The 12,441-nt window shown below is 70.9% G+C and carries 9 protein-coding genes and 3 pseudogenes; 3 read left to right on the forward strand and 9 right to left on the reverse strand.

Going from position 1 to position 12,441, the window contains the following annotated elements:
- Positions 1-57: 57 nt before the first annotated feature.
- Complete coding sequence (locus ACFYOH_RS17850; protein WP_388626551.1) at positions 58-522, reverse strand: SRPBCC family protein; 465 nt, start codon at positions 520-522, stop codon at positions 58-60.
- A 46-nt stretch (positions 523-568) separates the two neighbouring features.
- Here ACFYOH_RS17850 and ACFYOH_RS17855 point away from each other — a divergent pair, with 46 nt between their 5' ends.
- A complete protein-coding gene (locus ACFYOH_RS17855; protein WP_388626553.1) occupies positions 569-1,177 on the forward strand; it encodes a TetR/AcrR family transcriptional regulator in 609 nt (202 codons plus the stop codon).
- A gap of 60 nt (positions 1,178-1,237) precedes the next feature.
- Here ACFYOH_RS17855 and ACFYOH_RS17860 read toward each other — a convergent pair whose 3' ends face one another.
- A complete protein-coding gene (locus tag ACFYOH_RS17860) occupies positions 1,238-2,776 on the reverse strand; it encodes an FAD-binding oxidoreductase (protein WP_388626555.1) in 1,539 nt (512 codons plus the stop codon).
- A 411-nt stretch (positions 2,777-3,187) separates the two neighbouring features.
- Between ACFYOH_RS17860 and ACFYOH_RS17865 the strand changes: the two are divergent.
- Positions 3,188-3,751 (forward strand): annotated as a pseudogene (locus ACFYOH_RS17865) (lytic polysaccharide monooxygenase); the annotation flags it as partial.
- A gap of 49 nt (positions 3,752-3,800) precedes the next feature.
- Here ACFYOH_RS17865 and ACFYOH_RS17870 read toward each other — a convergent pair.
- Both ACFYOH_RS17870 and ACFYOH_RS17875 read right to left on the reverse strand, forming a co-directional pair.
- Positions 3,801-4,700: an esterase/lipase family protein gene (locus tag ACFYOH_RS17870; protein ID WP_388626557.1), complete on the reverse strand. Its 900-nt coding sequence runs from the start codon at positions 4,698-4,700 to the stop codon at positions 3,801-3,803.
- Between the two features lie 167 nt (positions 4,701-4,867).
- Positions 4,868-5,089, reverse strand: a pseudogene (locus ACFYOH_RS17875) (MarR family transcriptional regulator); the annotation flags it as partial.
- Positions 5,090-5,347: 258 nt separating this feature from the next.
- On the opposite strand from ACFYOH_RS17875, the pseudogene ACFYOH_RS17880 reads away from it, so the two are divergent.
- Positions 5,348-5,638, forward strand: a pseudogene (locus ACFYOH_RS17880) (cupin domain-containing protein); the annotation flags it as partial.
- Here ACFYOH_RS17880 and ACFYOH_RS17885 read toward each other — a convergent pair.
- The 5 genes from ACFYOH_RS17885 to ACFYOH_RS17905 form a co-directional block, all read right to left on the reverse strand.
- Positions 5,616-6,629: a hypothetical protein gene (locus ACFYOH_RS17885; RefSeq protein WP_388626558.1), complete on the reverse strand. Its 1,014-nt coding sequence runs from the start codon at positions 6,627-6,629 to the stop codon at positions 5,616-5,618. The pseudogene ACFYOH_RS17880 and the gene ACFYOH_RS17885 sit on opposite strands and share 23 nt — an antisense overlap.
- Positions 6,626-10,063, reverse strand: a complete 3,438-nt coding sequence (locus tag ACFYOH_RS17890) for a DNA polymerase III subunit alpha (protein WP_388626560.1) — start codon at positions 10,061-10,063, stop codon at positions 6,626-6,628. Before ACFYOH_RS17890 ends, ACFYOH_RS17885 begins: the two co-directional genes overlap by 4 nt.
- 271 nt (positions 10,064-10,334) lie before the next feature.
- Positions 10,335-11,234, reverse strand: a complete 900-nt coding sequence (locus ACFYOH_RS17895; RefSeq protein WP_388626562.1) for a S1 family peptidase — start codon at positions 11,232-11,234, stop codon at positions 10,335-10,337.
- Between the two features lie 230 nt (positions 11,235-11,464).
- Positions 11,465-12,253 (reverse strand): DUF1684 domain-containing protein, encoded by a 789-nt coding sequence (locus ACFYOH_RS17900; RefSeq protein ID WP_388626563.1) that lies wholly within the window; start codon positions 12,251-12,253, stop codon positions 11,465-11,467.
- Positions 12,254-12,276: 23 nt separating this feature from the next.
- On the reverse strand, positions 12,277-12,441 hold the full coding sequence (locus tag ACFYOH_RS17905) for a hypothetical protein (RefSeq protein ID WP_388626564.1): 165 nt from the start codon (positions 12,439-12,441) through the stop codon (positions 12,277-12,279).

Genomic DNA, 12,441 nt, shown 5'->3' on the forward strand with positions numbered 1-12,441 from the left:
ATCCGCCCGAGCGCGCTCCGAGCAGCCCCTGTCGCAAGCCGGAACGGGCCACGGCCGTCAGGAGCCGGCGGCGGACACGTGGTGGGCCAACTCGGCGGCCAGGCGCCGCATGACCGTGTGGTTGGCGCGCCGCATGGTGGTCCGTACGACGGGGGCCAGCAGCCGGTCGGCCAGCGGGGCGCGCGCCCAGGTGTACGTGAACGAGACGCGGCTGCCACCGGCGGGCAGGGGGGCGATGACGTAGGTGCCTTGGGCCTGGCGGCGGCCGGCCGCGCTGACATTGCGTTCGACGATCCGCCGGGGTGGCTCGGCCTCGACGACCTCGATGGTGACGTCGGTCCGCGCGCCGCCCAGCGCGGCGGTGACCGTGGCGCACGATCCGACGCCCCGGCGGGGGCCGCTGTAGCGCCAGTCGGACAGGTAGTGGTCGGTGAATCGCGCGTGGTGGGCCATGACATCGAGGAAGTCGTAGACCTCGTCGGGTGTCTGGGGTACGTCGATCGACACGGTGACCGGCTTCATGTACCACACGGTACATGCCCCCTGTACCAATTGGTACACTCGCGTCGTGGCGAATACGGGCGACTCCCGTCCCGAGGGCGAGGCCGGGCACGGCGCGGACCAGGACCGGCGCGCGCAACTGGTGGACGCGGCCGTCGACCATGTCGCGGAGCACGGCATCGCAGACCTGAGCCTGCGCCGCCTCGGGACCGCGATCGGCGTCAGTCACCGCATGCTGATCCACTACTTCGGCTCCAAGGAACAGCTGCTGGTCGAGATCGTCCGGACGTCGGAGCGGCGCCAGCGCGAGCTGCTGTCCCGGCTCCACCTGGAGCCCGGGCTCCCGCCCGCCGAGGTCGCGCGGCTGCTGTGGCGGCGACTGACGGACCCTCGGCTGGCCGGTCAGGAACGGCTCTTCTTCGAGATCTGCGGGCACGCGCTGCGCGGCCGCCCCGAGGCCGTCCCCGTCCTCGAAGGGTTGGTGAAGGACTGGCTGGAGCCGCTCGTCGCCGCCGAGACCGCCGCGGGGACGGACACCGCCACGGCCCGAAACCGCGCCAGGCTGGGCCTCGCCACCGTCCGGGGCCTGCTGCTGGACCTGCTCGCCACCGGTGACCGCGCCGGCGTCGACGCGGCGATGGAGGAGTTCCTTCGGCTGTACTACGGCCAGGAGTGACGGGGCGGCGTACGCCGTCGACCCGGGCAGAGCCGAGCAGACGATGCCGGTGTGAGAGCGTCAGGTGCCGATCCCCTGTGGATAGCTGAAGAAGTCGGTCGGATCGTACTTCCGCTTCACCCTGACAAGCCGGTCGTAGTTCGCACCGTAGTAAGCCCGCCGCCAGTCCTTCAGCGTCGGATCCGGAAAGTTCTGATACGAATACCCAGGACTCATGTCGCCGAAAATGTCGTGATAGAACTCACGGAGCCAGTGCAGATTGGCGGTCTCGACGCGGTGTGGGTCATAGTCCGCCCAGGAGGTCTCGGCAGCGAAGACGAACACGGCGTTTCGGTGCACGAACGCGGTCGCATCCGGCGGCACCTGGTTGATCTCGCCGCCGAGGGCGAACATCGCGAACCCGGCCCCGTCCTCGTTGCTACTGCCCGGCCAGTCCAGCAGTTTCTCGGCGGCGGCACCGACCTGCTTGTCAGTCAGGAGCGTCCGGGAAGTGAGAACCGCCGACTTGGCGGCGAACTGTTCCACCGGCGTGGTGGCGCTCAGCAGCACGCTCGCCTGACCGGGAGTGACCTCGCGGACGGACGCGCTGTTGCGGGCGCGCTCCTCGGCCGTGCCGATGGCAAGCAGCGGAGCCAGGATGTCGCGCAACTCCTCAAGGGGGCCGTAGTACTGGCCGATGGCGTTGACATTGGCGTTGGCACGGATCTGGTCCCTGGCAAACCCATGGGTCCCGATGCCGACGCGAAGGTGGAACCGCTTGTCGTCCAGGGCGTTCACGGCGATCCGCTGCGCGGTGGCGATCACCGGCACCACGGAGTCCAGGCTCCAGCGCAACTGGTAGACGCCCACGTTGCCCTGGAACTGCTCGTACTGGAACGTAAAGGAGGTGTTGACGCCAAAGTTGTTCCCCGCTCCGCCACGGCAGGCCCAGAACAGGTCGGAATGCGAGTCCGGACCGGCCTCCACCACGCGGCCGTCGGCGAGCACCACGGTCGTCGAGACCAGCCGATCACAGGTCAGACCGAACATTTTGTCGCTGAAGCCGATACCGCCGCCGAGCACCAGTCCGGCCACCCCGACCGTGGGACAGCGGCCGGTCGGCACGAAAATCCCCTGGTTCTCCAGGAGCGGGTGCAGGTCGCCATTGCTGACCCCGGCTCCCACGGTGACCGTACCCGCGTCATGGGTGACCTTGATCGGCCCGTAGGTCCGGGTACGGGAGCGGGCACCCGGCAGCGGGGTGACGGCGATGCCTTTCATCCGGGCCATGTTGAGCAGCAGGCCGTTGGTGCTGGAGTACCCGGCGTAGTTGTGACCCAGCCCGGAGCGGGGCACGGCGGGCAGCCCCACCGCGCGGGCCCAGCGGACCGCGGTGCGGACATCCCTGGTGGTGGCGCACGCGACGATTCCAGCGGGGTGGATCCCGGCGTAGCGGTGGTTGAACGGGAGCGCAAGCGGCGAGTAGTTGGAATCCCTCGGCCGGTAGAGGGTGGAACGCGATGACAACGCGTCGGCCAGCCGCTTCCAGTCCCGAGGGCCGACCCGCTCCACCACCTCGGTCGGTGACGCAGCAACGGGTGGTGCCTGCAAACCCACCATTCCCGTCCCCAAAGCCCCCAGTGTGCCTGCCCGCACCGCACCCCGCCTGTTGATCACAGTGGCTACCCCTCACGAGAAACGCCCCAAAGACGCGATCGCCTCACTGCGAAGTCAACCGACTGCCGACCGGCACAGCCGTACAACAGGGCCCCGCCACAGGCCCGTAACCCTAAAGAGTGCCCGGCATACCGCCGTACGGGCCGCACCACAAGCGCACCACATCCCCCCCTTCCTGAGCCCCCGGTTAGTCCCGCCTTAACGGGACCATAAGGATCTCCTCCATCCGCGTCCGGCAGGCGATTTCGCGGCTTCTCGGGGCTAGCTTCGGATCACCCCCCACGGGTTCCCCATGGGTCCCCCTCCGGGTTCCGCCCCGCAGAAGAACCGTCCGCAGAGGAGTTCCGCATGCCCGCTCGTGCCCGCCGCGCGGCCACGCCCAGCGGGTCGTACACCTTCGAGTACCGGGTGACGGCGCCGCACAAGGGCACCTTCAAGGGCTGTCTCACCAGGCCCGGTTACGACCCCGCCAAGCCGCCGGCCTGGTCCGAGCTGGATCTGGAGCACCCGGTGGCGACGGTCACGGACCCGGTCGCATCGGGCGGCTTCCACACGTTCTCCGGCACGCTTCCCGAGCGGTCCGGCCGGCAGCTGCTGTATGCGATCTGGCAGCGCTCGGACAGCCCGGAGGCGTTCTGCTCCTGCTCGGACGTGGACTTCGGCGGCGCCGGCGCGGGCAGCACGGGCAGCGGCCCTGCTCCGACGGCGTCCGCGCCCTCCGACCGGCAGATCGCGGCCGGTGCCGACAAGTCGACGATGCGGCACCACGGTCAGGGCGGTGACGAGACGACCGTCCCCGCACAGCAGCCCTCCGGCGCGCCCAACGCGCCCAAGGCCGCCGGTACTTCGAGCGACCTCGTGGAGGCGCTGTTCCTGTCGGTGCGGCGGCGCGCGGCGGGTGGCGCCCACCGCCGGTGAGTTCCGGGGCCTGTCCGGCGGCTCAGGCCGGACAGGCTTCGGCGGCACGTCAGCTGAAGGCCGACGCGCAGGTGGTGGCGGTGGCGTGGGACGGGTCGAGCGCGTTGGCCACCTCGTGGAAGGCGATGCGGTCGAACAGGCCGATGGCGACGTGCTCGGAGAGGTCGAGCGGGCACAGGTTCTGGAGCAGGACGTTGTGGACGTCGGAGCCGCTCAGGTACTGGCTCTGCCAGGGGGTGGCCACCTCGTCGTACTTGGTGGCGATGACGGTGTAGTGCACTCCCGGGACGGTGTCGCCGTCCGCGTTGAGCTCGGTGAGGAAGTCGGAGCCGGGGACCTGGTCGGCGAGGCCGGGGGTGGTGGCCTTGATCAGGTCCGAGGCGCCGGGGAAGTACGGCAGCAGGTTGGTGAGGCCGCTCAGGGTGGCGCCGTGGTTGTCGGGGGCGAGGCCGACGAGGGCGTTCACCTTGGCGGATCCACCGAGGAACCTCAGGTAGTAGCGGGGCATCAGGCCGCCCTGGGAGTGTCCGACGAGGTCGGCCTTGGCGGCTCCGGTCGCGGCGAGCACCCTGTCCACGAAGGCCGACAGCTGTTCGGCCGACTTGTCGATGGGGCCGAGGCCGTAGAAGAGGGGGACGCCGGTCAGTTGGCCGTAGTCGAGGGAGTAGACGCAGTATCCGCGGTCCTTCAGGTAGGGCGCGAGGGAGAGCCAGTTGTCGACCGAGTTGCCCAGGGTGCCGTGCACCAGGACGACCGGGCGGGGATGGTCGGCGGAGGGCTTGCAGGAGAAGTCGTTCCAGCCTCCCCCACTCTCGGCTGCGCTCGAGCGGGGGGACCCCCAGGAGGGGGCGGTGTCGGCGGCAGCGGCGGTGGCGGCGGGAACGGTGGCGACGGCGGCGGTGAGGAGCAGCGCGGCGAGGGGTCTGAGCACTCGCTTCCAGGGCAGCATCGTGTGATCTCCTTGCGGCTCAAGGGAGGTGGGGGCCTTACCCTGTGATCCGGATCACGAGGATGCTGTTCATTCGTCAAGTTACGGGCGAGTAGCACACGTGTGAAGTTACGCGTCAGTAAAAACTTCCAGTGATAACCAGTGCGCCGCCGAAGGCTGACGGATCATCACCAGGCAGGCCTCACCGGACCATAGGGAGCGATCCGCGCCAAACGCTCCCCCAACACGCGCACTTCAGCCTCGCCCAGCAGTTCGGCCCATCCCCCCACGACCTCGGCCGCCGCCGCCTCCGCCGCCCGGGTGCAGGCCCAGCCCCGCCCGAGCACGACCAGCCGGGCCCGCGCGTCCTGCGGATGCGGCCGCCGCTCCGCGTATCCCTTCCGCACGAGTCCGCTGCGCGACTCGGACGGTCAGGGGTGTCCGGGGTTGGGGAGTGGCCCACGCCGGCCACTCCCCAACCCGCCGCAACGGCGCTGTACCCGGACGCCGTGGTCCGGCGGTGCCCGGCAACGCAGCACCCGGGCGGTGCCGACAACACGGGCACCGCTTCTCGGGTACTTGCGATCAGCGCCGCTTCCGGCGCGTGGGGGCGCCCCCCGCAGTCGAGAAGGCCCTCAACCCCGCGCAACCCAGCGGAGCGGCTCCGCAGCAAGGAGCTGTGCGCCTGGCGCGGGGAGATTCCGGCCGGCACCAAGGCGACCGCGCACACCGTCAACCGCGAGGAGATCTTCCATCTGCTCGTGGGCGAACTGCTGATCACCCTCGACGGCCGCACCGACCGCATCGGCGCGGGCGGCACGGTGATCATCAATCCCGGCGCCACCCTGGCCGGGGAGAACCCGACCGATCACACCGCGCTGTCCTGGGTCACCACCTCCGTCGGCCTGCAGGCGGAGCCGGCCGACGGCACCCGCATCACGCCGCCCTGGGCCAATTGACCGACGAGGAGCCGCCGCCACGCCCCAGCGCCCCCGGCATCACCGCCCTGGGCCCGAACTTGGCCCGTGCGCGGTCCGCGACCTCCTCGATCCGGCGGACCCGCTCGTCCACGGGGTCGAAGGTGAGCTGGTGGGAGGCCTGGTCGGCCGGGGCCAGGCCCTCCACGCGCAGGGCGAGCGCGCGGACCCGGGCGCGCTGCAGGCCGAGCGCCTCGTACATGCCGTAGGCCGCCCTGGTCAGGGCCGCCGAGTGCGCGGTCGGCTCCTTCAAGGTGCGGCTGCGGGTGGTCGACGACCGGTCGGCGTAGCGCACGGTGAGGGTCAGGGTGCGGCAGACCTTCCGCACCGCGCGCAGCCGGGCGCCCAGCTCCTCGGCGGCGGACAGCAGCGCCCTGCGGTGCCGACCGGGGTCCAGCTCGTCGAGGTCGAAGGCGCGTTCCGTGGCCAGCGACCGCGAGACGGCGTTGGGCACGACCCGCCCCCGGTCGATGCCGCTCGCCTTCTCGTGCAGCTCACGGCCGGCCTTCGCGCCGATCAGCCGCTGGAGCGTGGACAGCGGCGCACCGGCGACCAGGCCCAGGGTGTCCAGGCCGTACTCGCTCAGGGTGCGGGCGGTCGCCGCGCCGACGCCGGGCAGCGCGGACACGGGCCGCTCGGCGAGGAACTCCGCGATGCCGTCCGGATCCTCGGGCACGACACACGTCACCCCGGGCCGGGCGTCGCGCAGCGCCACACGGGCCAGCATCGGGCCGGGACCGGCGCCGATCACACAGTCGACACCGTGCAACGCGAGGGCCCGCACCCGGATCACCGAGGCCAGCTCCACCGCGCTGCGCCCGAAGTACCGTTCGGCACCGCGCAGATCGGCCAGCGCCCCGTCCGGCGGCAGCGCCTCCACGACCGGGGTGAAGTCCTCCAGCAACCCGAGCAGCCCCGGCAGGGCCTCCTCGTGCATCGGCGGCAGCTGGAAACGTACGCAGAGAATGGTCATCCCGCACTCCCCGGACTCTGGTGCCACAACTTCCCTACCGCAGCAGGCCCTTGTGCGGCCTCCTGCCCCGCGGGCCGCAGATCGGCCCACGGATGCATCTGGTATCCGGTCGGCAGCTGGATCCGCCGTCCACCGGTCGGATCGCCGCCCGCGCCCTCGGCCACGGGCTCCGCGAGCCGCGCCGCCACCTCGTCGAGACCGCCCTCGGCACGCAGCTCGACCAGTTCGGCGAGGTTCCAGGCGGCGGACCCCACCACACTCAGACTGCGCGGACCGCGCCGCTGCACCACTCCCCGCACCAGCAGCAGCCACGAGTGGAAGACGGTGTGGGCGCACGCGTCGTGCGAGTCGTCGAAGAACGCCAGGTCGACCAGCCCCGTGCCGTCGTCCAGCGTGGAGAAGATGACCCGCTTGCCGGAGCGGATCGGCGGGGTCTGGGTGGCCGCCTTGGCGCCCGCGACCAGCACGGTCTCACCGTGCCGCGCCTCGCGCAGCTGCCGCGCGGAGACCACGCCCAGCTCCCTGAGGAACTCCCGGTGGTCGTCCATCAGATTGCGCGAGGCGTCCATGGACAGCACACCCAGCTCGGCGCTGAGCCGTTCCGCCGACGTCAGATCCGGCAGCCCCGCCGGCGCGGTCTTCCGCCCGCCCGCCAGCGGCAGCTGTCCGCCTCCACCGCCCCGGGCACCCCGGTGCAGCTCGGTCAGATGCAGTTGCAGATCGCGCCGGTTGGCACCGAAGGCGTCCAACGCCCCCACCTGGGCGAGCCTCTGCGCCAGCGGCCGGCTCGGCCGCGCCCGCTCCCAGAAGTCCACCAGGGAGGAGTACGGCTGCCCGTCCGCGATCCTTTTCGCCTCGGCCTCGCTGATGCCGTGCACATCGGAGAGGGCGAGTCGCAGCCCCCACACCCCCGACTCGGACACCAGTTCGATCCGATGGGCGACCCCGGACCCATTGACGTCCAACGGCAGGATCGGCACCCCGCGCCGCCGCGCGTCCGCCAGCAGCAGCCGCTTCGGATACATCCCGGGGTCGTGTGTGAGCAGCCCGGCGTAGAAGGCGGCCGGATGATGGGCCTTCAGCCAGGCCGACTGGTACGTCGGCACGGCGAAGGCGACCGCATGCGCCTTGCAGAATCCATAGGACCCGAAGGCCTCCACGATCTCCCAGGTCCGCCGAATCGTTTCCGCTCCATACCCCCGAGCCGCCGCCTGCTGCGCGAACCACACCTTGATCCGCCCCTGCGACTCCGGATCGGACAACCCCCGCCGCACCCGGTCGGCCTCACCACGCCCACACCCGGTCATGATCGCGACGATGTCGATGACCTGCTCATGAAAGACAACGACGCCGTACGTCCCCCGCAAGGGCCCTTCCAGGTCCGGATGCGGATAGCGCACCGGCGCCCGCCCGTGCCGCGCCTCGATGAAGGGCCGCACCATGTCGGCGGCGACGGGCCCGGGCCGGAACAGCGAAATGTCGACAACCAGATCATGAAAGGTACTCGGCTGCAGCCGCCCCACCAGATCCCGCTGCCCGGGCGACTCGATCTGGAAGCACCCCAGCGTCTCGGTGGACCGAATCAGCCGATAGGTCTCCGGATCCCCCGCCGGCACCGCGTCCAGGTCGATCCGCTCCCCCGTCACCCGCTCCACCTCGGCGACCGCGTGCGCCATGGCCGACTGCATCCGCACGCCCAGCACATCGAGCTTGAGCAGCCCGAGGTCCTCCACGTCCTCCTTGTCGAACTGCGACATCGGCAGCCCCTCACCGCTGGTCGGCACCACCGGCGTACGGGCGAGAAGCGAGGCGTCGGACAGCAGCACCCCGCACGGATGCATGGCGACCCCGCGCGGCAGGGCATCGAGCGCCTCGACGAGCTCCCACAGCCTGCCGTACCGCTCCCCTTCCCGCTGAAGCTCCCGCGCGAGCCGCTTCAGCTCGGGCAGCTCCTCCAGCGCGGCGCGCGCGTCCCGGGCCCGGATGTGCGGAAAGGACTTGGCCACCCGATCGATCTCACCCGGATCCATGGACAGGGCGGCACCCACATCCCGGATGGCATGCCGCACCCGATAGGTCTCCGGCATGGACACGGTCGCCACCCGCTCGGTACCGAACCGGTCGATGATCGCCCGGTAGACCTCCAGCCGCCGGGCGGACTCCACATCGATGTCGATATCGGGCAGCACCACACGCTCCTTGGAGAGGAAGCGCTCCATCAGCAACCCGTGCTCGACCGGATCGGCGTGCGCGATACCCAGCAGATGATTGACGAGGGAGCCCGCACCGGAACCACGAGCGGCCACCCGGATCCCCATCTCCCGCACGTCGTCGACCACCTGAGCAACCGTCAGAAAATAAGAGGCAAAGCCATGGTGGGCGATGATGTCCAGCTCATGGTGCATGCGCTCCCAGTACGCGCGCCGGCCGCCGTACCCGAGCCGCACCATCCCGGCCACCGCCCGCGAGGCAAGGGCTCGCTGGGCGGAGCGCCGCCCGGCACCCACCAGATGCGCCTCGGGAAAGTGAACGGTCCCGATACCGAGATCCGCCTCGGGATCGACCCGGCACTCGGCGGCCGTGGCCAGGGTCTGCTCCAGCAGCCGATGTGCGGTGTCCTGCCGATACCCGGCGGCCTCCACCACCCGCTCGGCGACATGCAGCATGGTCTGCGCGTCCTTCAGCCAGGCCTCGCCGGAGTCCAGCTCCCCGCGCGGGTCGATCGGCACCAGCCGCCGCGCGGCATCCAGCACATCGGCAACGGGCCCCGCGCCGGGATCGGCATACCGGACGGCGTTGCTGAGCACCGGCCGGACCCCCTGCTCGGCGGCGAACCCGACGGTACGGGCGGCCAGCCGCAGCGAGCCGGGCCCCGTACCCGTACGCCCATGCCACACAGCCTCCAGCCGCAGCGCATCGCCGTAGACCTCACGCCACGCCCCGAGAAGCTCCGCGGCCCGGTCGGGACGCCCCGCGGCGAGGGCGCGCCCCACGTCCGACCCCGGACCGAGCAGCACGGTCAGGCCGTCGCCATGGTTGTCCGGCCAGGGCAGCAGAGGCAGCCCCTCTCCCCCGTGCGCCGCCGTGACGATCCGGCACAGATCGGCCCATCCCCGGGCCCCGTCCCGGGCAAGAAAGGTCACCCGAGGAGCCGACTCGTCCACGAAGGCCCCACCCCGCACCGGCACCTTCCGCCGCGCACGCCGCACGGCCTCGGCCTCGCCCACCGCCAGATCCACCCCGAAGACCGGCCGCACCCCCACCCCGGCGCAGGCCTTGGCGAAGCGCACCGCCCCCGCGACGGTGTCACGATCGGTGAGCGCGAGCACGTCCATCCCCCGCTCCGAGGCACGCTCGGCCAGCCGCTCCGGATGGGATGCCCCGTACCTCAGGGAGAACCCGGAGACGGTGTGCAGATGCGCGAAGCCCGGCACACGCACCTCCCGCACTCGTGAGCCCCGAACAGCTCTCGAACATCAGTTCCCAACTTCCACCCCCACCATACCCTCATTCTCGAACGCGTGTACGATATCCATCAGACAGCATCCCACCTGCACAAACGCCACAAAAGAACGGTGAGGACATGACACAACCACCCGCAGCCCACCCACCCGGTGCGGCAGGCACGACAAAGCCGCAGAGGAGAGCGCACGCAAGAAGCCCCCGCACACCACAGGGCATGCGGGGGCCGACGGGAGCGGAGCGTCAGGGCAGCGTGACCCCGTAGTAGCTCAACGCCTCGGTCACCGGCTGGAAGAACGTCGTACCACCGGAGGTGCAGTCACCACTGCCCCCGGACGTCAGCCCGTACGCCACGGTCCCCGCGTACAGCGGACCACCGCTGTCGCCGCCCTCGGCGCACACCGTGGTCTGGATCAGCCCGTAGACGATGTCCCCGTTGCCGTAGTTGACGGTGGCGTTCAGCGCGGTGACCCGCCCGCTGTGCGTACCGGTGGTGGAACCCCGCCGGTACACGGTCGTGCCCACCGACGGCGTGGCCGCGCTCGTGATGGACTGGCTGCCCACCGAACTCGGGTGCGAGATCGAGGAGTTGGTGTACCGCACCAGCGCGAAGTCATTGCCCGGGAAGCTGTAGCCGACATTGGTGCCGAGCACCGTGGTGTGGCTGGAGTTGCTGTACCAGGTGGAGGCCACCTGGCCGCAGTGACCTGCGGTGAGGAAGTAGTACGTGCTGCCGCTGTGCACGTTGAAGCCGAGCGAGCAGCGGTACTGACCGCCGTAGATGGCGTCGCCGCCGGTAATCAGCTTGTTGAACCTGCCGGGGGTGTGCTTGATGGTGAGCGCGCCCGCGTCGGCGCCGGCCTGCCGCTCGATCTTGGCGATCTCGGCCTTGGACACCGTGCTGTCGACGGTGACGACGACGCGGTTGGTCTTGCTGTCCACCGCCCAGGCCGTACCGGGTATGTCGGCCTTGAGGACGGCCGAGTCGGCCTTGGTGAGCTGGGCGGCGCTGAACGTGTGGGCGTCATTCGCGTTTGCCGTGGGGGCGGCGAACGCGGCCGCGGCCAGGAAGCCGGTGGCCACGGCGATCAGCCGGGTCCGTCTAGCGGTGCCGCTGCCGGAAGTGGTGCGCTTGATCCTCACTTTTCGTTCCCTCCCAGGGGAAGTCGGGGGCCCGCGTGGGGTCGGGGCCCGTGAGGCGCAGCCAGGAGGGGGGCGCCGGATTCCGCACACGCGTACCCCCTGACAAGCGCTGAGGGGGAGTATTCGGCCGAACGACCGGTCGCCACAAGAGTGCCTTTCGGCCGTTGGCTTTTAAACCATCTTTACGCGAACGTCCCCTGACACCGGCTCAGCGCACGCTCAGCGCACCCTCACCGCCCGCTCACCACCCGTTCCCCCGCCTCGACCGCCACATCCAGCGTGTTGCCGGGCGGCGGGAAGGGGCAGATGAAGTGGTCGGCCAAGGCGCACGGCGGGAGTTGGGCGCGGTTGAAGTCGACGGTCGTGCGCCCCTCGGCGTCGGGCGCGGCCGGGTAGAGGAAGCGGAACCGGAAACTGGTGTCGCCGCTGGTGGCGTCGGCGAACACCGCCCACAGCAGCCCGTCGCCCTGCTGGGCGACCCGCAGCGTCAGCTCCTGCCCGTCCAGGGTGAAGGCGAGTTCACCGGCGAGGGCGAGTCCCCGCTCGCGCCCGTCCGCGTTGCCGACCCGCACGGTGCGGGTGTCGTCGTACCGCGTGAACCGCCCCGGCACCGACCAGCGGTCGTCGTACGGGGTGGCCTCGATGCCCTCGAAGGCGCGGCGGGCGGCGGAACCGGGGTCGTAGACCCGCACCCCCCACACACCCTCGCGCACCAGCACGACCAGCCGCTTCTCCCCCAGCGCGACGCGCGCCTCCGCCACCGGCCCGAGGTCGGCGGCGAGCCGTACCTCACCCGCGAACGGCCGCCCGTCCACCCTCAGTCCGGCGGCTTCCACGGCGGTGAGCACCACGCCCTCCCCATCGGCCACCCAGGTCCCGGGAATGTCCGGAAGTCGCCCTTCCGGATGGTCCTCGACCCAGTGCGTGGCGGTCAGCGCGAGCGGCCCGTAGGGCGCGGAGACCTTCTCGACCCGCTGCTCGTGCCACAGCTTCCACGCATCGGCTGCGTCCGTCGTCATGCCGTCGTTCCTTTCATCTGCGATCAGCCTTCCCGTGCCGGGTGTGCCGGCCCGAGATGGGAGCGGAGGGTGGCGCCCTGGTATTCCGTGCGGAACACGCCAGCTCGACGTACGGCACCGAAGCGGTCCGGCAGATCGACGGCGGCGGCGGCGAGATGCAGCGGCCCACGGCCGTACGAGGCGCCCAT

The organism is Streptomyces sp. NPDC007856 (assembly GCF_042868225.1).
Lineage (GTDB): Bacteria > Actinomycetota > Actinomycetes > Streptomycetales > Streptomycetaceae > Streptomyces.